Here is a 24,324-nt window from a genome sequence, read left to right as displayed (position 1 = left end):
CGCGCCCGTTCGGCGTGCGCGAAGAAGAACAACCCGCTGGAGCGCCGCGGCGGTTGTGGTGTCCGGTTGGTCGCACGGGCGGACGCGGACGGCAATCAGGCGGCCCGGTGGTCCTCGTCAGCCGACCCGGCCCCGGCGGCGGCGCAGGGCGAGTGCGACACCCGTCGTGAGCAGGAGCGCCCCGGCGCCACCCGCGAGCAACGGCAGAGCCGCCGGTCCGCGGGAACTGCTGTCCGCCACGGACTCGGACCGGTCGGCCGCGACGTCCTCGGCGGGCTTCGCGGCCTCGGCCGGGGCCGCCGCGGACGTCGACACCGGTTCCGAGGGCTCGGACGTCTTCGAGGACGCGGGCCGGCTCGGCTTCGCCGAGGCGCTCGAGCCGCCCGGGCCCGGCGCCTCCGCGGCCGATCCCGCCGTACCGCCGCCCCCGGCCCGCGCGAACACCACGTCCGAGCACGAGTAGTACGTGTCCACCGTGCTGGAGTTCTGCCAGACGGTGAACAGCACATGGCGGCCCGACCGGTCGGCGGGCAGCTTCGCCGCGATGCGGTAGGCGCCCTTGACCAGCGACGGGTCGGTGGCCGTGGCGAACGGCCGCGTCGGCAGGTCGGACCACGTCAGCGGTTTCGCCGGGTCGTACCCCGGCTTCGTCAGGTAGAGCCTGAACGTGCCCGTGTGCGGGATCGTCGAGCTGTAGGCGAGGGTCAGCGGAGCGCCGGGCGCGAGGCGGGTGGCGGGCCAGTCGGCGCGGGCCAGGTCGAGCCCCTTGTAGGCGGGCAGACCGCCACTGCACAGCCGCCCGTCGGGGATCACCTGGCGGTCCCTGCCGTTCACGCCCGCCACCCGCAGGTTGTCCCAGGCGGTGAACGGGGCGCCGTTCGACACGATCGCCGCCCGGCAAGCCGCGGACCCGGCACGGCTCCCGCCCTCCGGCGAGCACGCTACGACCCGGCTGACCGGATCGGTGGGCGCCCCGTGGGCCTGCGCCGGTCCCGCGGCCAAGGGTGTCAGCAGGAGCGGGGCCGCCACGGCGACGGCGGCCGCGGCGGCGGTGCGGTGTGCGGTCATCCGGTGGGGCTCCTCGGGCTGTCGCGAAGGGGGCCGTTCCCCGTGCAGTACGGGAAATCCGGGCCGCGTGTTCAGCGGGTGTGCGCCGGCCGGTCTCGGGCCGGCCGGCAGGCAGGTGCCCGGCCGGAGGGTGGCGGCGGTTCGGCGGGGCGGGCGCATCAACAGGGCCCTCCGGTGATCAGGCGCCCCACGTGTCCCGCCCGCAGCCGCACAGGAATGCCCGGCCGCCGCAGCGGACCCGGGCCCCCGCCCGGCCGCCGACGCGGGTGGGCCGGATGCGCCCCGGTGGCCCGGGCCGGGGACGCTACTGTGCCTGCGAGGCCCTGCCCCGCACCGGAGGAACGCAACCGCATGCCCGACGCCCCCGTGATCGTCAGCAGTGACCCGGAGTCCTTCCCGCACAGCGTGCTGGCCGAGCGGCATCCGGCCCTCATCCGGAAGGTGCGGGACGCCTTCCCCTACGGCCCCGACCAGCGCAGGGCCCTCGACGCGCTGCTGACGAGCGCCACCGAAGGGGTGCTGGAACCGCTCGGGCGGGACGCCGCGGACGGGGCGCAGTGGGAGGCCTGGGGCCTGCGGTCGTACGCCGGCCGCTCCTGGTTCGAGGTGCCGTTCCTCTGGGCGGAGAGCTACTTCTACCGCCGGCTCCTCGAAGCGGTCGGGTACTTCGCCCCGGGCCCCTGGCGCGGTATCGACCCCTTCCGCCCCTTCAAGCTCGCCGAACTGGACACCCCGGAGGCCGACGCGGAACTGGCCGCGCTCGACGAACTCGCCGCACGGCCGGCCCAGGACCGGGCGACCGCCCTCCTGCACGGCTCGCTGTGGGGCAACCGCGCCGACCTCGGCTTCCAGCTCTCCGCCGCCGGGGGCTCGTCCGACGGCAGTCAACTCGTCGCCGACGGGAGCGAGTTGTTCTGGTCGCTGCTCAGCGGCGGCACCGTGTGCGTGGTCGCGGACAACGCGGGCCGGGAACTGATCCCCGACCTGCTGCTCATCGACCACCTGCTGCTGCACGGCCGCGCGGACCGGGTCGTGCTGCACCTGAAGCCGTACCCCTACTACGTCTCCGACGCCACGACCGCCGACCTGCTGGACGCCGTACGCAGGCTGACCGGAGCGGGAGGTGCCGCCGCCGAGTCCGGGCACCGTCTCCGGGGCGCGCTGACCGACGGCAGCCTCACCCTCCGCACCCACCCCTTCTCCTGCGCACCGCTGCCCTACGCCGACATGCCCGACGATCTCGCCCACGAGTTCGCGCAAGCCGACGTGACCCTCCTGAAGGGCGACCTCAACTACCGCCGTCTGGTCGGGGACCGCGACTGGCCGCCCACCACGCCCTTCGCCCGAGCCACCGCCTACTTCCCCGGCCCCGTCGCCGCCCTGCGCACCCTGAAGTCCGACGTCGTCGTCGGTCTCGCACCGCAGACGGAGTCCTCGCTCGTCGCCGCCGAGGGGCAGAGCTGGCGGACGAGCGGCACCCACGCGCTGATCCAGGCAAGGTCCTGATCCGGGCAAGGTCCTGATCCGGGGACCAGGCGGTGAAGGCGACTCGTCCGGGACCGGCCCGGTCTCATGTCACGTGCAGCCGCAGCGACTTGATGCCGTTGATGAAGTTGGAGACGAGACGGACAGGGGGCCCGGCGACCCGCGGCGCCGGCACCGCCCGCAGTATCTCCCCGTACAGCACCCGCAGTTGCAGCCGTGCGAAGTGCGCGCCGAGGCATACGTGCGGACCGTCCCCGAAGGAGACGTGCGGGTTCGGGGTCCTGGCCGGGTCGAGACGCCGCGGTTCGGTGAAGACCCGCTCGTCGTGGTTGGCCGAGGCGTGGAAGACGACCACCTTGTCGCCCGCCCGGATGCGCCGCCCGGCGAGCGTGGTGTCGGTGACCGCGGTACGCCGAAAGGACAGCACCGGCGGATGCCACCGCAGCAACTCCTCCACTGCCGGTGCGAGTTCGAGCCGGCCGGTGCGCAGACCGGCGTACGCCTCCGGGTGTCCGGCGAGTGCCAGCAGGCCGCCGGGCGCGGCGCTGCGTACGGTGTCGTTGCCCGCGATCGTGAGCAGGAAGAAGAACATCTCCAGTTCCGGCCCGGTGAGTTCGGGGTCGGTGGCGAGGGTGGACATGAGGTCGTCGGCGGGACGGCACCTCTTGTGGGCGGCCAGGTCCCGGGCGTACGCGAACATGTCCCGCAGAGCGGCGGGGGAGCGCGGGTCGACCGGCCGGCCCGTGCCGTCGCGCAGCGGCTCGCCCGCCTCCTCCGGGTCCTGGTAGCCGATGACCCGCCGCGTCCAGTGCAGCAGCAGGCCGCGGTCGCTCTCCGGTACGCCGAGCAGGTCGGCCAGGTTCAGCAGGGCGTAGTCGTCGGTGACGTCCGCGACGAGGTCGCAGGTGCCGTCGCCCGCGCGGGCCCCGTCGAGTCCGCGTGCGAGGAGCGTGCGGGCCCGCTCGCGTGCCGACGCCTCGAAGCGCTCGATACGGCGGGGCGTGAACGCACGGCTGACGAGCCGCCGCAGCCTGCCGTGGTCCGGCGGATCCTGATTGAGCATCATGCGGCGGACGAACGGCAGGTCGGCCGGATCCGGGTCGCGGATCTGGGTCGCCCCCAGGTGCGAGGAGTAGGCCGCCGGGTCCTTCAGCACCCGGACCACGTCCGCGTGCCGTGTCACCGCCCAGAACCCCGGGCCGGCCGGCCAGCCCAGCACCTCGGGCTCGTCCTGCCAGGCGACGGGGTGGTGGTCGCGCAGGACGCGGTAGGCGGCGTACGGGACGCCGTCACCGTACCGCCGCGGGTCGAAGACGTCCGGGACGGGCGGCGCCTCACGCACGCTCACACGGACTCGCCCTCTGCCGCGCGAGGGGACTCGCCCCGCGCGGCCGGCCGGGTCGCCACGCCGACCGCGTCCGGATCGTCCTCGTCGTCCTCCCGCAGGAACGCCTCGACCACCGCGATCAGGTCCAGGGGCGTCTCGTCCATCGCGTAGTGGCCGGCCGCCGGGAACTCGTGGTGGCAGCCGTGCGGGTACCAGCGCATCCAGGTCTGAGCCATCAGCCCGGCCGACAGGGCGGGATCGAGCGCTCCCGTCACCGCCAGGGCCGGCACCGTCGCGCCCTCGACCTCGGCGTGGAAGTCCTCGCCGGCCCAGGAGTCCAGCCAGGCACGGAACGCCTCGGGGTCGCTCCGCGCCAGGGAGCGCGCCACCATCCGGTCGAGCCAGGCGGCCGGACGACGGCTTCCGGTGGTGAAGTCGAGGATGGCACGTCTGTTCTCCGGCCGGTGCGCCGCGTCCGCGAACAGCTCCCACTGGTCGCCGGGCAACGGCAGCCCGGAGGCCGGCACCGGCGAGACCCCGACGATCCGCCGCAGCCGCCGCGGGGCGAGGGCCAGCAGCCGCTGCGCGACGCCGCCGCCCATCGAGTGCCCGATGACCGAGAACCGCTCCCAGCCGAGCCGGTCGGCGAGAGCGAGCAGATCCGCGGCTGCCTCGGCGGTCGTGTACGCGCCCGCCGCGTCCCGGGCCGCCCCGTAACCCCGCAGATCCACCAGCGCGTACTGGAACGCCGTGCGGTCGAGGTCCGGCAGCACCGGCGCGTACGCCGACCTGTCGGCGAACCAGCCGTGCACCGCGAACACCTTGTGGGTGCCGTCGCCGTGCAGTTCATGGGGCAGCACGAAGGAGGTCATGCGCCTACGGTGACCGGCACACCGCCGCCGGACAAGGGCGCGTACGCGGGCGCACGACAGGAACCGCACCGGTCACCCGGGAGACCGGGCCCGTGAGCGGGGCAGACACCTGGGGCTCGCGGCGGGGGCGCTTACGGCAACGATTCACGCGATGGTGTGATCATGTCCGGGCGCGCGGATGCCCCGGGAAGGCCCTGGGTAGGGCCCGGCCATGACGCAGCCCTTCGTACTCCCGCACTTCTACATGCCGTATTCCGCGCGGCTCAACCCGCACGTCGACGAGGCCCGCACCCACACCACGGAGTGGGCGCGCGGCATGGGCATGCTGGAGGGCTCCGGCATCTGGGAACAGTCCGACCTCGACGCGCACGACTACGGACTGCTGTGCGCCTACACCCACCCCGACTGCGACGGACCCGCGCTCTCGCTCATCACCGACTGGTACGTGTGGGTGTTCTTCTTCGACGACCACTTCCTCGAAACCTTCAAACGCAGCCAGGACCGCGAGGGCGGCAAGGCCTACCTGGACCGGCTGCCGCTGTTCATGCCGCTCGACCTGGCCACCCCGGTACCGGAGCCGCGGAACCCGGTCGAGGCGGGACTCGCCGACCTGTGGGCGCGCACGGTCCCTTCGATGTCCCTGGACTGGCGGAGGCGCTTCGCCGTCTCCACCGAGCACCTGCTGAACGAGTCGCTCTGGGAGCTGTCGAACATCAACGAAGGGCGGGTCGCCAACCCCGTCGAGTACATCGAGATGCGCCGCAAGGTGGGCGGCGCCCCCTGGTCGGCGGGGCTCGTCGAGTACGCGACCGCCGAAGTGCCCGCCCGTGTCGCCGAGTCGCGGCCGCTGCGGGTGCTGATGGAGACGTTCTCCGACGGGGTGCACCTGCGCAACGACCTCTTCTCCTACCAGCGTGAGGTCGAGGAGGAGGGCGAACTGAGCAACGGCGTGCTCGTCCTGGAGACCTTCTTCGGCTGTACGACGCAGGAGGCCGCCGAGATCGTCAACGACGTCCTCACCTCGCGGCTGCACCAGTTCGAGCACACGGCGTTCACCGAGGTGCCCGCCCTCGCCCTGGAGCAGGGGCTCGCCCCGGACGAGGTCGCGGCCGTCGCGGCGTACACGCAGGGGCTCCAGGACTGGCAGTCGGGCGGCCACGAATGGCACCTGCGCTCCAGCCGGTACATGAACGAGGGGGCACTCTCGGGAGAGCCCTTCCGCGCCTCCGGGATCGGCACCTCGGCGGCCGACGTCGGCGCACTGCTCTCCGCCGCCGGTGCGCAGCGGCTGCGGTCGTTCACCCACGTGCCCTTCCAGAAGGTCGGCCCGTCCCGGCTGCCCGACTTCCACCTGCCGTTCCCGCTGACGCTCAGCCCCCACCTGGACGGCGCGCGGCATCGCATCACCGGCTGGGCGCACGCCATGGGCATCCTGGCGGAGGGTGTCTGGGACGAGGACAAACTCGCCGCCTACGACCTGCCGTTGTGCGCGGCCGGCATCCAACCGGACGCCACCCCGGAAGGCCTCGACCTGGCCTCCCAGTGGCTCGCCTGGGGCACCTACGGCGACGACTACTACCCGCTCGTCTTCGGGCACCGGCGCGACCTGGCGGCGGCCAAGGTGTGCACCGCGCGCCTGTCGGCCTGCATGCCCGTCGACGGCGAGGAGCCCCCGGCCCCCGCCAACGGCATGGAGCGCGGCCTCGTCGACCTGTGGACGCGCACGACGGCCGGGATGACACCGCAGGCGCGCCGCACGTTCAAGGCCGCCGTCGACGTGATGACGGAGAGCTGGGTGTGGGAACTGGGCAACCAGATCCAGAACCGCATCCCGGACCCGGTCGACTACCTGGAGATGCGCCGCGCCACCTTCGGCTCCGAGCTGACCATGAGCCTGTGCCGGCTGGGACACGGCAAGGAGGTTCCCCCCGAGGTGTACCGCAGCGGCCCGGTGCGCTCACTGGAGAACGCGGCGATGGACTACGCGATGCTCCTGAACGACGTCTTCTCGTACCAGAAGGAGATCGAGTACGAGGGCGAGGTGCACAACGGCATCCTCGTCGTGCAGAACTTCTTCGGCTGCGACTACCCGACCGCCCTCGGCGTCGTCCACGACCTGATGACCCAGCGCATGAAGCAGTTCCAGCACGTCGCCGCACACGAACTGCCCATTCTGTACGAGGACTTCAAGCTCTCGGAGGAGGCCCGGGGCATCATGCGGGGCTATGTCGAGGAACTGCAGAACTGGTTGGCCGGCATCCTGAAGTGGCACCAGGACTGCCGCCGCTACGGGGCCGCCGACCTGGCCGGGCGAGCCCACGGCTTCGTCCCCGACAGGGCGCCGGCCCTGCCGTTCACGTGGTCGGGGACCGCGGTGCCCCTCTCCGCGTGAGGCCTGTCCGGCGTGCCCAGCGGCGGCGGTGACCGGGGCGGACGGACTTCTCGAACACGACGGACAGTCTCACTCGTTCGTGAATCGTCGCGCGCCGGAGCGCCGGGTAGAGCACCTCCCGGAGGCGAACCATGGAACAGACTGCACTGCGTCCCAAGCCGATGCCGGGCCGCGAGCCCGGCGAGGCCCGCCCGTCGGGCGGTCACCGCGAACCGGGTGGCGGCCGCGAGCCGGGTGGTGCCGGTGAACCGGGCGCGGTCCGCGCACCGGGCGGTGTCCGCATGCCCAAGGGTGCTTCCCGGCGTCCGCACGCCGCACGGCGGCGCGGCAGGCGGCTCATGACCCTGCTCTTCGGTCTGTCCGTCGCAGCGGCCCTGGTGCTGTCGGGGGTCGGCCTCGGCACCGTGGGCGCCACGGTGATCGGCATGAGCAAGCTCGCGGACCTGCGGAAGCAGACCGGCGACGGCGCGCCGGGAGCGCCGGGCCCGTCGGCGCGCCCGGGGACGCCGGGGGAGTCCCGCGCCCTGGGCCAGGGCTCCCCAGGGCAGTCGGGCGAGCCCGGCAGGCCCGGCAGGCCCGTCAGGCCCGGCAAAGCCTCCGGGCACCACCCGTCCGTCGGGTCCACATCCGCCTTGTCCAAGTCGGCCCCGTCCACGTCGGCTTCGGGGCCAGGGACGGCCGCTCCGGCGCAGAAGCCCGTGGGCGCCACCCTCGGCGTCGAGGCGGTGGACGCGCCGAGGGGCGGGGCGCTCGTCGTCGGCGTCCACGTGCCCGGTCCCGGCTACACCGCGGGTCTGGTGCGCGGTGATGTCCTCGTGGCCTTCGGCACGGCGCGGGTCGGCTCGGCCGACGGTCTCGCGCGGGCGGTGGCGGCCGCGCGCCCCGGCACCCCGGTCACCGTGACGGTACGGCGCGCGAACGGCGCCCACCAGCGGCTGTCCGCGACCCCGGGCGTCGTCACCTGAGCCACGCCCACCCCCCCCGGGCACGTCTTTACGGACGCCGAGCGGACGTACGGGCACGCGACCGCTGCGCCTGCCGACGCCTGCCGCCCCCGGTCCGCGGACGCAACCGGCTCGCGTCCGCCGCACCGGAAGGGCAGGATGCTGCCCGTAGGCCCCTGGGGAACTCCGGACGGAGACATGGATGACCGGCACACCCGCACCCTTCACCGCCGACGACTACGCGGCGCGGATGCGGCGCGCGGCGCAGGCCGCCGCGGACGCCGGACTCGACGCAGTCCTGGTCGCGCCCGGACCCGACCTGGTCTGGCTGACCGGGTACCGGCCCGTCGAGACCGAACGGCTCACCCTGCTGGTGCTCAGGCCGGGGCAGGACCCCGTCCTGGTCGTGCCCACCCTGGAGGCCCCCGACGCGGCGGCCGCGGCGGCGGCGAGCGCCCTGACGCTCCGCGACTGGACCGACGGCACCGACCCGTACGAGGCGGCCACCTCGCTCCTCGACCGCGCGGGCCGCTTCGGCGTCAGCGACAACGCGTGGGCCCTGCACCTGCTCGGCCTCCAGAATCGGCTGCCGGACACGCGCTACACCTCCCTCACCGAGTCCCTGCCGATGCTGCGCGCCGTCAAGGACGCCGCGGAGCTCGAACGGCTGGCCGCCGCCGGCGCGGCCGCGGACGCCACCTACGAGGAGATCGTCAAGGTCCCCTTCGCCGGGCGCAGGGAGACGGACGTCGCCGCCGACCTCGCCGACCTGCTCCGCCGGCACGGCCACTCCCAGGTCGACTTCACCGTCGTCGGCTCGGGCCCGAACGGCGCCAACCCGCACCACGAGGCCGGTGACCGGGTCATCGAGCACGGCGACATGGTCGTCCTCGACTTCGGCGGACTCAAGCACGGCTACGGCTCGGACACCTCCCGCACCGTGCACGTGGGCGAGCCCGGCGAGGAGGAGCGCAGGGTGCACGACATCGTGCGCGCGGCCCAGGAGGCGGGCGTCCGGGCGGTCCGGCCGGGAGCCGCCTGCCAGGACGTGGACCGGGCGGCCCGCGCGGTCATCACCGACGCCGGATACGGGGACCGCTTCATCCACCGCACCGGCCACGGCATCGGCGTCACCACCCACGAACCGCCCTACATGATCGAGGGCGAGGAGCAGCCCCTCGTCCCGGGGATGTGCTTCTCCGTGGAGCCCGGCATCTACCTGCCCGGCCGGTTCGGGGTACGCATCGAGGACATCGTGACCGTCACCGGGGACGGCGGACGCCGCCTCAACACCACCGACCGCGACCTGATGATCGTCGGCTGACCGGGCACCGGCAGCCCCCACCACGTCCCGAACGGCGATGGCGCGACCATGACCCAGGCATCGACACCGACCGCGGACACCGTCCGCCGGCTGGTCCGCTCACTGCTCGCCGACGGCGGCGCGGCCGGCGCGGGACCGGACGTCCGGCCCGTCACCGACGGCGGACACCGCACCTGGTGGGTCGGCACCCGCCATGTGCTGCGGCTCGCCCCCGACCGCGAGGCCGCCGCCCGGCAGCGCCGCGAGCTGAGGCTGCGCGACCTCGTAAGGCCGCACATCCCGGTCCCGGTGCCGGTGAGCGTCGCGCACGGCGAATGGTCCGACGACGGCCTGACCTTCACGCTCGACGCCAGGCTGCCCGGCGGCAGTGCCGAGGAGCGGGCCGTCTCGGCGGTCGGCGAGGCGGATCTGGCGGGGCTGCTGACGGGCCTGCGCGAAGTCCCCGTACGGCAGGCCGAGACACTCGGCGTCCCGCGTGAGGCGCCGCGCTCCCTGGAGACACTGCGCACCGCGGCCGGGGAAGCCGCCCGGCACCTCGCCGCCGCCGACGAGTTCGACCCCGCCCGGCTCGCCCAGTTCCCCGCGCCCGCCGCGGCCCAGCTCGCGGCGCAGTCCGGCGCCGCGGTCCTCGTCCACCACGGGCTCCTGGGCGAGCATCTCGTGGTCAGCGGCGACGGGCGGGTGCGCGGTGTCCTCGGCTGGACGGGCGCGGTCCTCGGCGACCCCGCCGAGGACATCGCCGGGCTCGCCGTCGCCGTCGGCGCCCCCGCGGCCGTGCGCGCCGCGACACTCGCCGGGTACGGGGCGCGTCCCTGTCTGCGCGGCCTGTGGCTGGCCCGCTGCGACGCCGTGGTGCGCCTCGCCGGGCGGCTCCGGGGCCCCGAGGAGGGAAGCCTGCCGCTTCTGCGCACCCGGCTCCGCCGCGCCTGGGAGCCGATCCTCCTGGAACGCGTCACCGACCTGGGCGGCGGGGCGGACGACGGGTCCTGAGCGGGCCGGGGCGGCGGAGGCCGTCCCGGCCCGGACGAGCCGCGCCCCTCGTCACGCCTGTGTCAGCACCACGCACGACTCGCCCGGCAGGCTCAGCAGCCCGTCGCCGCCCGGGGTCGCGACCGGCTCCCAGGCGGCCAGTACCCGTGCGCGCCTCAGACCCAGCGGAATCACCGCAGGCTCCTTGCCCAGGTTCACCGCCACCCGCACGTCGCCGCGTCCGAGGGCGAGCCAGCGGGCCTCCTCGTCGTAGGCGACCTTGACCGCCGCGAGGCCGGGGTCGGAGAGGTCGGCGTGGCGGCGGCGCAGGGTGATCAGGTCGCGGTACCAGGCCAGTACGCGCGTGTGCACCGCGTTGGCCGGCTCCGGCGCCAGTTCGGACCAGTCGAGGCAGGAGTGCTCCCGGGTCGCCGGGTCCTGCGGGTCGGGCACGTCCTCCTCCGCCCAGCCGTGCGCCGCGAACTCACGGCGCCTGCCGCGGCGTACGGCGTCCGCCAGCTCGGGATCCGTGTGGTCGGTGAAGAACTGCCAGGGGGTGCCGGCCGCCCACTCCTCACCCATGAACAGCATCGGCGTCATCGGGCCGGTGAGCGTCAGCGTGGCGGCGCAGGCCAGCAGGCCGGGGGAGAGGGAGGCGGAGAGCCGGTCCCCGACGGCGCGGTTGCCGATCTGGTCGTGGGTCTGGGAGTAGCCCAGCAGGCGGTGCGCCGACACGCGCGTACGGTCCAGCGGACGGCCGTGCCGGCGGCCCCGGAAGCTCGAGTACGTACCGTCGTGGAAGAAGCCCGCCGTGAGCGTCTTGGCGAGTGCCGCGAGCGGGGCCCGCGCGAAGTCCGCGTAGTAGCCCTGGCCCTCACCGGTCAGGGTCGTGTGCAGGGCGTGGTGGAAGTCGTCGTTCCACTGGGCGTGCAGCCCGAGACCGCCCTCCTTGCGGGGGCGGACGAGCCGCGGATCGTTCAGGTCCGACTCCGCGATCAGGAACAGCGGCCGGCCGAGATCGGCGGCCAGTTCGTCGACGGCCGCCGACAACTCCTCGAGGAAGTGCAGCGCCCGCGTGTCGGCCAGCGCGTGCACCGCGTCCAGGCGCAGCCCGTCGAGGCGGTAGTCCCGCAGCCAGGCCAGCGCGCTGCCGATGAGGAACGCGCGTACGTCGTCCGAGCCGGGCGCGTCCAGGTTGACGGCGGAGCCCCAGGGCGTCTGATGGGTGTCCGTGAAGTACGGCCCGAACGCCGGGAGGTAGTTGCCGGACGGGCCCAGGTGGTTGTGCACCACGTCGAGGACGACGCCGAGACCCAGCTCGTGGGCCCGGTCGACGAACCGTTTCAGTGCCTCGGGCCCGCCGTACGGCTCGTGCACGGCCCACAGCGAGACTCCCTCGTACCCCCAGCCGTGCCGGCCGGGGAACGGGCACAGCGGCATCAGCTCGACGTGCGTGACGCCCAGTTCCGCCAGGTGCCCCAGCCGCTCGGCGGCCGCGTCCAGCGTGCCCTCGCGCGTGTACGTCCCCACGTGCAGCTCGTACAGCACCGCGCCCGGCAGGCCGCGTCCCGGCCACGCCTGGCGCCACGCGTACCGCCCCTGGTCGACGACCGCGCTCAGCCCGTCGGGGCCGTCCGGCTGGCGCCGCGAGCGCGGGTCGGGCAGCACGGGCCCGTCGTCCACCGCGAACCCGTACCGCGTCCCGTCCTGCGCGTCGGCCTCTCCTGTCCACCATCCGGCGCGGTCCGGATCGCGCCCCAACGCGTGCGTGGAGTCGCCGCACCGGAGCGTGACCCGGTCGGCCTGTGGTGCCCACACCTCGAACTGCACGGACGGTTCTCCCTCGTCTGCTCAGCGTGACGTCGCCCGTCCATGGTGCGTCACGCGAGATCAATTCGCTTTTGAATCGACCCTCTTGGCGCGCCGGACGACTCCGTCGGACGCTGTGGTCCTTCCCCGTTTTCTGGACACTCCGCGCATGCTGTCCGACAATCACCTCCGTGACGTCGTCCTTCGAGTTCCACACGTACCCCGCGCGGCCCTCGGACGCCGAGCGCGACAGCGCGCTGAAGGTGCTCCGTGACGGCGTCGCCCTCGGGCGTCTCTCCCACGACACGTTCATCCGGCGCATGGAACTGGCGCTCGCCGCCCGGCGTTCCGAGGAACTCGCCGTGCTCACCGCCGACCTGTCGACGGAGAGCCGCTGGTCGCGCCTGGTGTTCGGCACCGTCGAGGCGGTCTCCGGCTTCTCCGTGCGGCTGCGCAGGGCCTGGCAGGCCGAGCGGCTTCCGAAGCTCCAGCTGCCGCAGGGCAGGAGCGGTTACCCGCTGCGCATCGGCCGGGACCCGGCCAGCGGCCTCCGGCTCAACCACGAGACGGTCTCCCGCGTGCACGCCGAACTGAGCCGCCAGGGCGGGCTGTGGGTACTGCGGGACCTCGGCTCGACCAACGGCACGACGGTGAACGGGCGGCGCGTGATCGGCGCCGCCGTGGTGCGGGACGGCGACCAGGTCGCCTTCGGACGGATGGCGTTCCGGCTCGCGTCGGAGTGATGCAGGCCGCGGCGAACTCCGGGCCGCGCGGCGGGACATGACCCGCTCCCGTGCCACTTGCGGCTCCCGGTGTCCCCTTGGGTTCCGGGTGCTCCCGGAGTGACGGGCGGGCGGGCGGTACGGGTGCGCGTGCCGCGCTTGCTCACCCCGTTCGCCGGCGGGCGTGGCGGGCCGCCGCGACGACCGTGCGGGACTGGTGCTCGACCTGGTGCTCCAGCGGCACCCAGCGGGCGCGGAAGCGGGCGGCGAAGGCCTCGCTCCAGGTGGTGACGAGCCGTTCGAGGCGAGGGGCCGCCCGGTCGTCGGACTCCCGCAGGACCCGCAGCAGCATCGCCGCCGCCCGCAGGGGCAGGCGCCGGCCGAACGCGTCGACACTGCCGACGTACGCCACGGTGGTGTCCGGCAACGGGTCGCCGGCCCAGTCGCCGGCCAGCCCCGGCACCAGCTCCAGTGCCCACTTGGCGGCCCGCAGGAGCGGTCCTTCGGGACCCGGCAGGCGCGGCAGCGCCTCCGCGAGGATCCGCTGCACCTCGGACGCGTCCCGCTCCAGCCGGCGTGCCAGGTGCCGCAGGGCCGCCGCCGGGGCCGGATGGGGCGCCGGATCGTCCACGAGGTCGCTCGCCCACATCGGCACCTCGACCACGGCGGTCAGACCGCCGTACCGGTGGGCGTGGTACCAGGTGCTGTGCCGTGGGTCGTCGGGCATGCTCGGATACGCCGTGTACGAGCCGGGGGCCGGCATCACGTGGACGCCCGGCCCCGACGCCGGCCAGCCGGCCGCGTCCGAGGGGCCCGTCTCGACCGGGATGTGCAGCTCGGCCGCGGACTTGGCGAAGGGTTCCGCGAGTCCCGGGACGTCCTTGGTCAACTGCACCCAGCTGCCGCCCAGATCGGTCCCGTGCAGGGTCACCTGGAGGTAGGGCCGCAGTTCGTCGATGACCCCGAGGAGGGCCCGCGTCTCGGGCGGCAGCCGGTCAGGCGGCAGCACCGACGGGGACCACTCGGGCTGCTCGGGACCGGCGGGACGGAAGAAGCCGAGGTGGTAGTCGAGCAGGGTGCGCGGCGCCGGCGCCACATGCAGACTCGCGCCGTCCGGGTCGGCGCAGAGCAGGAAGTGCCACGAGGTGTCGGCCCGCAACCCCCGCTCCTGGAGGACACGTTCGGCCAGGGACAGCAGCGTGGAACCGCCGGTCTGCTCGTTCGCGTGGGCTCCCGCGACGACGAGCACCGCCCGGGAGGCGAGACCGACGGACAGCAGGTGCAGCGCCCGGCCCGCGCGCGAGACACCGACCTGCCTGAGCGTGCACAGTCCCGGCCGACGGTCCGCCAGCGTTCGGGCCGACGAGAAGATCTCGGACACACTGAGGTAGCGCAGCTCCGGCAGTGGACTCACCCCCGACGTGTCCCGTCCGGCGTCGCATTCGCAGTACTCCACGGACTGGGTGAAGTGTCAAGCAAACGCCCGGGCGGCTCCACGGGGCGCCCGGAGGCACTCACCGGCGGCCGGAGCGACACGGGCCGCCACCGGCGCCGTACGCCCGCGTGCCGCCCCCTCCGGACGCGCCCGCGGGCGGCCGACGAGCCCTCCACCCCCGCCTCGCCCTCACCACCGGTATCCCGGGGCGCCTCAGCTGACCTCTGACACCCGCTCGAGCAACGCCACGGGCAGTTCCGCGAACAGCTCCCGCACGCGCGCGTGCCCCGAGAACTCCCGTCCCGGAGCCAGCGCATCGGCCCACCGCCCCGGCGGAAGCTCCAGCCGGGTGTCCTGCCAGCCGCCCGCCTCCGCCAGCCGCAGCGACAGCCGCGTGACCGCGGTGAGCACCTCTTGGGAACGTACGAAGGCGAGGCAGTGCGCCGCCGCCGGGCCCGCCGCGGCGAGGGGCGCGTACGTCGCGGCCCCGCCGAACACCTCGGGGCGCCGCTTCCGCAGCCGCAGGGCGGCCGTGGTGAGCGCCGTCGTGGCCGAGGGGTGCTCCTGCGGCGCGAACGGACGGCGGTTGTCCGGGTCGACCAGGGCCCGGTACTCACCCTCCGTGCCCTGGTAGACGTCCGGCACGCCCGGCATCGTCAGGTGGACCAGGGCCGCCCCCAGGGCGTTCGCCCGGACGTGCGGCTCGACGGTGGCCCGGAAGTCGTGCACGAGCCGCCCGGGAGCCCCGCACGGGCCCTCCGCGACGAACGCGGCCACCGCCTCCTCGTACGCGGGATCCTGCTCGGTCCACGTGGTGTGCAGCCCCGCTTCCCTGACGTGCTTCAGCAGCGCCCCCTGGACCCGCTCCCCGTCCGCCGGGCCGAGCCCGAACACCGTCTGCCAGGCGGCCCACGCCACCAGGGGGTCGGGCCCGGCGCCCGGGCCGAGGCGGGTCACCTCGGCCAGGACGTCGTCCCAGCGCCCGGGGCACTCGGTGAGCACGGCGACGGCCGCGCGCACGTCGGCGCTGCGTTTGGTGTCGTGCGTCGACAGCACGGTCCCCGTGGCGGGCCAGTCGCGCTGCACGCGCGCGCAGTAGGCGTGGAACTCCTCCGGGGACACCGACGGCTTCCCCGGGTTCCCGCCGACCTCGTTCGCCGACAGGAGCGGCACATGGCGGTAGAACGCCGTGTCCTCCATGGACTTGGCGCGCAGCGCGGACGAGGTCTGCGCGAACCTGGCGCGGAACTCCGCGTGCCCCGGCCCGTCACCGGCCCGCCCGAGCACCAGGTCCCGTACGACGTCGACGGCCTGCGCCTCCTCGGGCACCGTGAACGCCCGGCGTGCCTCGGCCGCGGCCTCCTCCGTGACGACGGAGGAGGCGTCCCCGGAGGCGTACGGCCGGTAGACCTCGAGACGGACGAGGAGCTCGCGCAGCGCGGTGCGCAGCGCCCAGGGCGCGCGGTCGCGCAGCCCGGGCTCGGAGGAGGTCGCGCACAGCCGGCTCGCCGCGCGGGTGAGGCGCTCGACCTCGGTGGCCAGTTCGTGGGTGACGACCTCGTGGGCGGCGCGCCGCACGGTGGCCTCCCAGCGGCCGCCCCGGTCGTCCTCGGGGGCCGCGAACCGGCGGAACCGGCCGAGGAGGTCCGTCGCGCCCGCCGGGTCCGCGAAGAGGCCGTCCACGTGGCGCAGGGCGTCGTATCCGGTGGTGCCGGCCACCGGCCAGGGCGCCGGCAGCGGTTCGCCGTCGGCCAGGATCTTCTCGACCACCGTCCAGCGGCCGCCGGTCGCCTCGTGCAGGCGGCGCAGGTAGGTGTCGGGGTCGGCGAGGCCGTCGGGGTGGTCGACGCGCAGGCCGTCGATCACGCCCTCGTGGAGCAGCGCCAGGATCTTCCCGTGGGTCGCCGTGAACACCTCCGGATCCTCCACGCGCACGCCGATGAGCTCCGAGATGCTGAAGAAGCGCCGGTAGTTGAGTTCGGTCCGGGCGAGCCGCCACCACGCGGGGCGGTACCACTGCGCGTCGAGCAGCTGGGGCAGCGGCAGGTCCGCGGTGCCTTCGCGCAGCGGGAACACGTGGTCGTAGTAGCGCAGCACGTCACCGTCGGTCTTCAGCTGCCCGACCTCGTCGCCGAGCGGTGCTCCGAGCACCGGGAGCAGCAGCCGGCCGTCCTGGGCCTGCCAGTCGATGTCGAACCAGCGCGCGTAGGGCGAGTCGGGGCCCTCGCGGAGCACCTCCCACAGGGGGCGGTTGTGGCGCGGGGCCATCGCCATGTGGTTCGGCACGATGTCGACCACCAGCCCCAGGCCGTGCTCCCGCGCGGTACGGGACAGGGAGCGCAGGCCCTCCTCGCCGCCGAGTTCGGCCCGTACGCGCGCGTGGTCCACGACGTCGTAGCCGTGCAGCGAGCCCGGGACGGCCTCCAGGACGGGGGAGAGGTGCAGATGGGAGACCCCGAGCGAGGCCACGTACGGCACGGCCGCCGCCGCGGCCGCGAAGGGGAACTCCGGCTGCAGCTGCAGCCGGTAGGTGGCCGTGGGTACCGTCACAGGGTCAGGACGCTCAGATGTCATGCAGACCTACGTACCCGCCAGGCCGCCCTTCGTGACATGGACTCACGCGGACGCACGCGCGCGGGTGGCCGGTTTCGAGCGGACGAGGGGCGCGGCGTCCGCGTCCGGAGGCGTCCGCGCCGCGTTTGCCTGCCGCCGCGGGCGCGCGCCGGGGCCGTCGCCGGAAGCGGCCGCCCCGCTGTGACGGAAGGGGACGGCACACGGCGGGGCGTCCTCGCGGAACGCCCCGCCACGCGTGCGTGTTGCCCCTCCGCCACCGGCTCCGCGCTACGCGGGCCGCTGCAACACCGTCATGCTCCGGTCCACCAGGGTCAGCCGGTCGCCGGCCTGGACCTTCTGGCCGGTGCCCGGAGGCACCCCGTCGGCGCGTGCCGTGTCGACGATCACCTCCCACTGCCGTCCGTGATCGACCGGGATCACGAACTCCAGCGTCTTCGGCGAGGCGTTGAACATCAGCAGGAACGAGTCGTCGGCGATCCGTTCCCCCCGGGGGCCCGGTTCGGAGATCGCGTGACCGTTGAGGAACACGGTCAGCGCCCGCGCGTGCGCCGAGTCCCAGTCCCGCTGGGTCATCTCCTTGCCCTCCGGGGTGAACCAGGCGATGTCCGACAGGTCGTCGTGCGTGCCCTCCACCGGCCGCCCGTGGAAGAAGCGGCGGCGGCGGAAGACCGGATGGTCCCGGCGCAGCCACACCATCGCGCGCGTGAAGTCCAGCAGCGGGCTGCCGTCCTCCGGCCAGGGCACCCAGGACAGCTCGCTGTCCTGGCAGTAGCCGTTGTTGTTGCCGCTCTGGGTGCGCGCGAACTCGTCCCCGTGACTGAGCATGGGAACACCCTGCGAGAGCATCAGGGTCGCCAGGAAGTTGCGCATCTGGCGGGCCCGCAGCTCCAGGACCTCCGGGTCGTCGGTCTCGCCCTCGGCCCCGCAGTTCCAGGACCGGTTGTGGCTCTCGCCGTCGCGGTTCTCCTCTCCGTTGGCGTCGTTGTGCTTCTCGTTGTACGAGACGAGGTCGTGCAGGGTGAAGCCGTCGTGACAGGTCACGAAGTTGATCGAGGCCAGGGGACGGCGGCCGTCGTCCTGGTAGAGGTCGGAGGAGCCCGTCAACCGGGAGGCGAACTCCGCGAGGGTGCGCGGCTCGCCCCGCCACATGTCCCGCACCGTGTCCCGGTACTTGCCGTTCCACTCCGTCCACAGCGGCGGGAAGTTGCCCACCTGGTAGCCGCCCTCGCCGACGTCCCAAGGCTCGGCGATCAGCTTCACCTGGGAGACCACCGGGTCCTGCTGCACCAGGTCGAAGAACGACGACAGCCGGTCCACCTCGTGGAACTGCCGGGCCAGGGTCGCCGCCAGGTCGAAGCGGAAACCGTCGACGTGCATGTCGGTCACCCAGTAGCGCAGCGAGTCCATGATGAGTTGCAGGACGTGCGGGGAGCGCATGAGCAGGGAGTTGCCGGTCCCGGTGGTGTCCATGTAGTAGCGCGGATCATCGGTGAGCCGGTAGTACGACGGGTTGTCGAGCCCCTTGAAGGACAGCGTGGGACCCAGGTGGTTGCCCTCGGCGGTGTGGTTGTAGACCACGTCGAGGATGACCTCGATCCCCGCCTCGTGCAGCGCCCGGACGGCCGACTTGAACTCCAGGACCTGCTGCCCGCGGTCGCCCCAGGACGCGTACGCGTTGTGCGGGGCGAAGAAACCGATGGTGTTGTAGCCCCAGTAGTTGTTGAGGCCCATCTCGACGAGACGGTGGTCGTTCACGAACTGGTGGACGGGCATCAGCTCGAGGGCCGTGACCCCCAGTCCGGTCAGGTGTTCGATGATGGCCGGGTGGGCCAGCGCCGCGTAGGTGCCGCGCAGTTCGTCGGGCAGCGCCGGGTGTTTCATCGTGAGGCCCTTCACGTGGGCCTCGTAGAGCACCGTGTGGTGGTACTCCGTGCGGGGGCGCCGGTCGTCCCCCCAGTCGAAGTAGGGATTGACCACGACGGACGCCATCGTGTGCGGCGCCGAGTCGAGATCGTTTCTCCTGTCGGGCGCCCCGAAGTGATAGCCGTACACCTCCTCGCCCCATTTGATCTCCCCGCTGATCGCCTTCGCGTACGGGTCGAGCAGCAGCTTCGCGGAGTTGCAGCGCAGACCGCGCCCCGGTGCGTAGGGGCCGTGCACGCGGAATCCGTAGCGCTGTCCCGGCATGACGCCGGGCAGATACGCGTGCCGTACGAACGCGTCGGTCTCTCGCAGCTCCACTGCTGTCTCCGAGCCGTCGTCGTGCAGCAGACACAGTTCGATCCGGTCGGCGGCCTCCGAGAAGACCGCGAAATTGGTGCCGGCGCCGTCGTACGTCGCGCCGAGTGGATACGCCTCTCCAGGCCAGACCTGCATGGATACGACTCTCCCAGTAGTGCTGTGCCCCGGGGGGCGACTCCGGGCCGAGTCTCCCCGAAAGTGATGGAACCTCCTAGGACTTACCTCCCTCTTACCCAATGACCAGGGCATACGCGTGATGCCCAACCAGTGGGGCTCGAAGGACTCCTAGCGACACAGGAGGAGTAGGGGGAGAATGTGCGCAAAATAGTGCACCGCCATCTCGGCAAGATGGTGGCCGGTGCGGCCATCGCGGTGGCCGGGACGGCGGCGATGGTCGCGGTGACCCTGCCGGGTTCGGCGGGGGCCGACGACTCGGACGCCGCCAAGGGGACGGGCCGGTCCTCCCAGCAGACCGGCGCGACGGCGCAGGGGGCGGCGCAAGGAGCGGCACAGCCCGGCGTCGTCGAGCAGGCGCCGGCGGAGGGCGACAAGGGCAAGGGGCGCGACCCGCTCACCGGGGACGAGATGAAGCGGGTGGAACAGCTCGCGCTGAACCGGCAGCTGCTCTCCTCCTCCGAGAACGTCGAGGGCGAGCGCGGCCCGCAGCGCATCGGCGTCAACCTCGCCGAACCCGAGGTGGACGAACTGGACGACCCGGGCGCGCCCCGCCGCGCCGAGGTGACGTTCTACGACTACAAGGACGACACGCTCGTCACCAGGACCGTCAACCTCGACACCGGCAAGGTGGAGCAGACGGGCACGCAGCACGGTGTCCAGCCGCCCATCAGCCGCGCCGAGATGACCGAGGCGGCCCAGCTGCTGATCGCGGACCCGCTCGGGGCGGGGCTGAAGGCCGACTACAAGGACGCCACCGGCAAGGAACTCACCTCGCCCGGTCAGCTGCTGCTCAACAGCATGGTCTACCGGGCGACTCCGGGGGCCCAGCCCGCCGTACTCGCCGACTGCGGCGACCACCGGTGCGTACGGCTCTTCCCGAAGGTCCGGAACGGGCCCTGGATCGACAGCCGTGACCTGGTCATCGATCTGAGCGCCCGCAAGGTCGGCAAGCTCGGCTGAGCCGCGGGGCGGCCGGTGGCCGCCGAGCAGCTCGCACCGGCCGACGGCCGACCGCCGTCCGGCCGCGGGCCGGCCTGTGCGGCCCGCCCGTCTTCCGTGCTCGTCTTTCGTGCTCTTTGCAAGGGAGTCACTTCTTCATGCGCGTCAACAGAATCAGCCGTGCCCGCAGCCGGGCGGCGGTGGGCCTCACGGCCGCCGCGCTCGCCGTAGGCCTGACGACGGCCGGGGGGCCGGCCGTCGCCCAGCCCAAGGCCGCCCCGACGGCCGCCGACTGCAGCGCGGCCTACAAGATCGAGCAGCAGCTCGCCACCGGCACCACCTGGCGGATGTGCTGGCACTACGAGAGCGAGGCCGGGCTCGTCCTGGAGAACATCTCCTACCAGCCCAAGGGCGAGGCCCAGCCGATCAAGGTCCTCACCAGCGCCAAGCTCGCCCAGATCCACGTGCCCTACGACGACGGCCGGGCCGAGTACAGCGACCTCACCGGCGCGGGCTTCGGCCAGGGCCTGGTGAACATGGCGCCCGGCGAGTGCCCCGGCGGCACCATCAAGACCGTCAAGGTCCCGGAGGCCTGGGACCCGGAGCACGCCAGCGTCAACGGCCTGTGCACCACCACCCGTTCACGGGGACACGCCTACCGCATGCAGGGCGACACCGCGAACAAGGTCTGGCAGACCCAGGGCAAGGACCTGCTCGTCTACACCGTCAACCAGGTCGGCTGGTACGAGTACATCACCGAGTGGCGCTTCCAGGACGACGGCACCCTCCACATGAACGTGGGCGCCACCGGCAGCCTCTCACCCGGTGACTACGACGCCGGTGACGGCCGCGGCTGGCCGCTCGGCAAGAACGCCACCTCGTACGCCACCAGCCACAGCCACAACGTCTTCTGGCGGCTCAACTTCGGCCTGGACGGCTCCCCCAAGAGCAAGATCGAGCAGTACGACTCCGTCGTCACCCCGCCGGCGCGGGGCAACGAGGGGCCGACGAACAAGACGACCCGCACCAAGGTCACCAAGGAACTCGCGGGCAACGCCAAGAACATGCGCTGGTGGCGAGTCGTCAGCAACTCCGGCAAGAACAAGGACAACCACGCGCGTTCGTACGAGATCGTCCCCGGTGCCAGCACCAAGTACCTGGGCCGTCCGTACACCAAGAGCGACATCTACTTCACCGAGTACAAGAAGTGCGAGCAGTTCGCCAGCGACAACCTGCGCAACTGCGGTACCGGAGGAGGCAAGTCCGTCGACAAGTGGGTCAACGGACAGGCGCTCACCCACCCGGTCGTGTGGATGAACGTGGGCTTCCACCACGTCGCCCGGGACGAGGACCAGCAGCCCATGCCGGTCCACTGGCAGGGCTTCTCCATCGCCCCGCGCGACGTCACGGCTATGAATCCGCTCACTCCCGCGGACCTCGCCGACCAGAACGGGCGTCCCCGACAGGGCAGTTGAGAAGCGACCTGTCCATCGGGCTGCACCGCCGACCGCTCCCGGAGTACCCTTCCTTGATCGTTGAGTAGGGGAGAGCTCGGGGGAGCGGAAGGCGGTGCACGGGTGGGCTCGGGAGGGCTGGAGCTGCCTCCTGGTGACGAGAGTCACGAGGGGAACTCCACAGAGGTCCCGCCCGGCGCGGTGTCCCTGGCACGGCCGATGGAGCTGGGCTCCATCGGCCCGGAACTGGACTGGGGCGCCGACGCCTGGCGCGAGGTGCGTACGCGCGCCCAGCGGGCCGGCCGGGCCTACATCTGGCTGAATCTGGTCGAACAGCGGCTCCGCGCCGTCGTGGCCGCCGTGCTGCGCCCCATCTACGAACCCGTCCACGGTGACGACTGGGTGGTCGCGGCGGCCGGACCCGCGGGCCAGGAATGGGTGCAGCGCGCCGTCGCCGTACGCGAAGTGAGCCGCCGCAAGGGGTACTTGCTCGACCCGGCCGACGACAACGTCCTCAGCTTCCTCACGCTGCCGCAGCTGCGCGAGCTGATGGTGCAGCACTGGCCCTGCTTCGAGCCCTACTTCGACGAGCGCCGGGACGTCGAACTCGCCCTGGACGAGCTGGAAGTCACCCGGAACGTGGTCTCGCGCAACCGCGCGCTGTCGGAGGCCGTGCTGGCCCAGGCCGAGCGCGCCTCGGCCCGGCTCCTGGAGATCCTCGGCGCCGGCGGCGACGTACCGTCCGCGCGCCGGCTGCCCGTCGACGCGGTGGAGAACCTGGTCGGCGACCGGTACGCCGACGTGGTCGGCGTGCACTCGGACCGGGTCAGGCTGCTGCGGCAGTTCCCCGCCGAGGACCTCTTCGGCGGCGCGCGCCGCCTCGACGCCATCGGCATCGGCCTGAACCTGCTGGTGCAGAACTTCTCCGGGCGGCGCCTCGTGCGGCTCGCCGAGACGGGCTGCCGGGTGCGGCTGCTGTTCCTGAACCCCGCCTCCAGCGCGGTGAAGCGCCGGGAGCGCGAACTCGGCATCAAGCGCGGCGAGCTGAGCCGCGCCGTGGAGACGAACATCCTGCACATGCGCCGGGTCCGCGCCCGGCTGCGCGATCCGGGCGCCTTCGAGATCCAGGTCTTCGACGAGACCCCGCGCTTCACCGCGTATCTCGTGGACGGCGACGGCTCCGACGGTGTCGCAGTGGTGCAGTCCTATCTGCGCCGGACGCGCGGCATGGAGGCCCCGGTCCTGGTGCTGCGCGGCGGAGGACGCGTGCTCAAACCGGGCGACACCACCGAAGAGGGTCTTTTCCCCACGTACCGTGAGGAGTTCGAGGTCGCCTGGGCGGACTCCCGGCCGGTGTCCTGAAGGCGGCGCGGTCCGGTGGGGTGAAGGTGCCGTGAGGCTTCGGTGCCGCGGCCCGATCCGGTGATTCGCACCCCCGGCGTCCCGGGCAAGCGGAATGCGGTCCTCGCGTTGTCAGTGGCCCGTGCGATCGTGGGGACCACTGGGGGAAAGCACCACGAGGAAGGGGGGCCGCCCATGGGCTGGCACCGGGAGCTGCTGATCGGCTTCGACCTGGAGACGACCGGGACGGACCCGCGCGAGGCGCGCATCGTCACCGGCGCCGTGATCGAGGTCAGGGGCGGGGAGCCGGTCGGACGCCGCGAGTGGCTGGCCGATCCGGGCGTCGAGATCCCCGCGGACGCGGTGGCGGTCCACGGCATCACCAACGAGCGCGCGGCAGCCGAGGGCCGGCCGGCCGACCAGGTCGCCGACTCCATCGCGGCCGTCCTCGTCGGCTACTGGCAGGTGGGCGTCCCGGTCGTCGCGTACAACGCGACGTTCGACCTGACGCTGCTCTCCGCCGAGCTGCGGCGGTACGGGCTGCCGTCGCTGCGCGACCGACTCGGTGGCAGGGACCCCGCCCCCGTCATCGACCCGTACACCATCGACCGCTCCGTGGACCGCTACCGCCGCGGCAAGCGGAATCTGGAGGCGGTGTGCACGGAGTACGGGGTCGCGCTCGACTCCGCCCATGACGCCCTGGCGGACGCGCTCGCCGCGGCCCGGCTCGCCTCCGCGATAGCCGGCCGCCACCCGAAGGTCGCGTCCCTCGGCCCGGCGGAGCTGCACCGCCGTCAGATCGAGTGGTACGCCGAGTGGGCGGCGGACTTCCAGAGCTTCCTGCGGCGCAAGGGGGACGAGGCGGCCGTGGTGGACGGCGCGTGGCCCGTCCGGGACCTGGCGGACGAACGCGTCTGAGATGCCCCGGCCGTGGCCCCCGGCGGACCGGCGTCCGCGCATGCCTCGCCGCCCGGCATCCATCCGCCCGAACGGCCGCCGGCGTCCGCCCCGCGTACGGGCCCCCGGCATCCGTCGCACGCCTGCCTGACGGGCAGCCGCACTTACGCCTGCGAGCGGCATCCACCGCAGCCGGTGCGTCACCCCGGGCCGGAGCCCGCGGGATGCCGTGCCGGCGGTGCTGCGAGGGGTGTGCCCGCAGCCGCACTTACGCCTGCGAGCGGCATCCACCGCAGCCGGTGCGTCACCCCGGGCCGGAGCCCGCGGGATGCCGTGCCGGCGGTGCTGCGAGGG

At 73.3% G+C, this 24,324-nt stretch carries 17 protein-coding genes; 10 read left to right on the top strand and 7 right to left on the bottom strand.

The genetic code is table 11. The features are described 5' to 3' along the window. Positions 1 to 117 precede the first annotated feature (117 nt). On the bottom strand, positions 118 to 1,068 hold the full coding sequence (locus AC069T_RS28010; RefSeq protein ID WP_478785385.1) for a lytic polysaccharide monooxygenase auxiliary activity family 9 protein: 951 nt from the start codon (positions 1,066 to 1,068) through the stop codon (positions 118 to 120). A gap of 351 nt (positions 1,069 to 1,419) precedes the next feature. Here AC069T_RS28010 and AC069T_RS28005 point away from each other — a divergent pair, with 351 nt between their 5' ends. Continuing rightward, on the top strand, positions 1,420 to 2,574 hold the full coding sequence (locus tag AC069T_RS28005) for a damage-control phosphatase ARMT1 family protein (protein ID WP_478785384.1): 1,155 nt from the start codon (positions 1,420 to 1,422) through the stop codon (positions 2,572 to 2,574). A 64-nt stretch (positions 2,575 to 2,638) separates the two neighbouring features. Here AC069T_RS28005 and AC069T_RS28000 read toward each other — a convergent pair whose 3' ends face one another. Beyond that, complete coding sequence (locus AC069T_RS28000; protein ID WP_478785383.1) at positions 2,639 to 3,901, bottom strand: cytochrome P450; 1,263 nt, start codon at positions 3,899 to 3,901, stop codon at positions 2,639 to 2,641. Continuing rightward, positions 3,898 to 4,752 (bottom strand): alpha/beta fold hydrolase, encoded by an 855-nt coding sequence (locus tag AC069T_RS27995; protein WP_478785382.1) that lies wholly within the window; start codon positions 4,750 to 4,752, stop codon positions 3,898 to 3,900. The genes AC069T_RS28000 and AC069T_RS27995 overlap by 4 nt, the downstream gene beginning before the upstream one ends. A 211-nt stretch (positions 4,753 to 4,963) precedes the next feature. Between AC069T_RS27995 and cyc2 the strand changes: the two genes are divergently transcribed. The 4 genes from cyc2 (at position 4,964) to AC069T_RS27975 (ending at position 10,402) form a co-directional block, all read left to right on the top strand. Next, a complete protein-coding gene (gene cyc2 / locus AC069T_RS27990; protein ID WP_478785381.1) occupies positions 4,964 to 7,144 on the top strand; it encodes a germacradienol/geosmin synthase Cyc2 in 2,181 nt (726 codons plus the stop codon). Positions 7,145 to 7,275: 131 nt separating this feature from the next. Next, positions 7,276 to 8,109: a PDZ domain-containing protein gene (locus AC069T_RS27985; RefSeq protein WP_478785380.1), complete on the top strand. Its 834-nt coding sequence runs from the start codon at positions 7,276 to 7,278 to the stop codon at positions 8,107 to 8,109. Positions 8,110 to 8,290: 181 nt separating this feature from the next. Next, entirely contained in the window at positions 8,291 to 9,412 is a 1,122-nt protein-coding gene (locus AC069T_RS27980; RefSeq protein WP_478785379.1) for a M24 family metallopeptidase, read from the top strand. A 48-nt stretch (positions 9,413 to 9,460) separates the two neighbouring features. Continuing rightward, a complete protein-coding gene (locus tag AC069T_RS27975; protein WP_478785378.1) occupies positions 9,461 to 10,402 on the top strand; it encodes an aminoglycoside phosphotransferase family protein in 942 nt (313 codons plus the stop codon). Positions 10,403 to 10,453: 51 nt separating this feature from the next. Here the strand turns inward: AC069T_RS27975 and treZ are convergent, their stop codons facing one another. Next, positions 10,454 to 12,211 carry a malto-oligosyltrehalose trehalohydrolase gene (gene treZ, locus AC069T_RS27970; RefSeq protein ID WP_478785377.1) on the bottom strand — a complete coding sequence of 586 codons (1,758 nt, stop codon included), beginning with the start codon at positions 12,209 to 12,211 and terminating at the stop codon, positions 10,454 to 10,456. Between the two features lie 170 nt (positions 12,212 to 12,381). Here treZ and AC069T_RS27965 point away from each other — a divergent pair, with 170 nt between their 5' ends. Next, positions 12,382 to 12,933 (top strand): FHA domain-containing protein, encoded by a 552-nt coding sequence (locus AC069T_RS27965; RefSeq protein ID WP_478785376.1) that lies wholly within the window; start codon positions 12,382 to 12,384, stop codon positions 12,931 to 12,933. 142 nt (positions 12,934 to 13,075) lie between these two features. Here the strand turns inward: AC069T_RS27965 and AC069T_RS27960 are convergent, their stop codons facing one another. The 3 genes from AC069T_RS27960 to glgX all read right to left on the bottom strand — a co-directional run bounded on the left by AC069T_RS27960 (position 13,076) and on the right by glgX (position 19,297). After that, positions 13,076 to 14,326 carry a M14 family zinc carboxypeptidase gene (locus AC069T_RS27960; RefSeq protein WP_478785375.1) on the bottom strand — a complete coding sequence of 417 codons (1,251 nt, stop codon included), beginning with the start codon at positions 14,324 to 14,326 and terminating at the stop codon, positions 13,076 to 13,078. 234 nt (positions 14,327 to 14,560) lie between these two features. Beyond that, positions 14,561 to 16,921, bottom strand: a complete 2,361-nt coding sequence (treY, locus tag AC069T_RS27955) for a malto-oligosyltrehalose synthase (RefSeq protein WP_478785374.1) — start codon at positions 16,919 to 16,921, stop codon at positions 14,561 to 14,563. 267 nt (positions 16,922 to 17,188) lie between these two features. Further along, positions 17,189 to 19,297 carry a glycogen debranching protein GlgX gene (glgX, locus tag AC069T_RS27950; RefSeq protein WP_478785373.1) on the bottom strand — a complete coding sequence of 703 codons (2,109 nt, stop codon included), beginning with the start codon at positions 19,295 to 19,297 and terminating at the stop codon, positions 17,189 to 17,191. A gap of 180 nt (positions 19,298 to 19,477) precedes the next feature. On the opposite strand from glgX, the gene AC069T_RS27945 reads away from it, so the two are divergent. The 4 genes from AC069T_RS27945 to AC069T_RS27930 all read left to right on the top strand — a co-directional run bounded on the left by AC069T_RS27945 (position 19,478) and on the right by AC069T_RS27930 (position 23,991). Then, a complete protein-coding gene (locus AC069T_RS27945; RefSeq protein WP_478785372.1) occupies positions 19,478 to 20,299 on the top strand; it encodes a Tat pathway signal sequence domain protein in 822 nt (273 codons plus the stop codon). Between the two features lie 137 nt (positions 20,300 to 20,436). Further along, a complete protein-coding gene (locus AC069T_RS27940; protein WP_478785371.1) occupies positions 20,437 to 21,753 on the top strand; it encodes a copper amine oxidase in 1,317 nt (438 codons plus the stop codon). Between the two features lie 102 nt (positions 21,754 to 21,855). After that, on the top strand, positions 21,856 to 23,094 hold the full coding sequence (locus AC069T_RS27935; RefSeq protein WP_478785370.1) for an SAV2148 family HEPN domain-containing protein: 1,239 nt from the start codon (positions 21,856 to 21,858) through the stop codon (positions 23,092 to 23,094). Positions 23,095 to 23,268: 174 nt separating this feature from the next. Beyond that, positions 23,269 to 23,991, top strand: coding sequence for an exonuclease domain-containing protein (locus tag AC069T_RS27930; protein ID WP_478785369.1), 723 nt, complete (start codon positions 23,269 to 23,271; stop codon positions 23,989 to 23,991). Positions 23,992 to 24,324 lie beyond the last annotated feature (333 nt).

This window comes from Streptomyces sp. NPDC043867 (assembly GCF_056435845.1).
The sequence above is the reverse complement of the archived record's forward strand: the minus strand, read 5'-3'. Positions and strand labels throughout refer to the sequence as shown.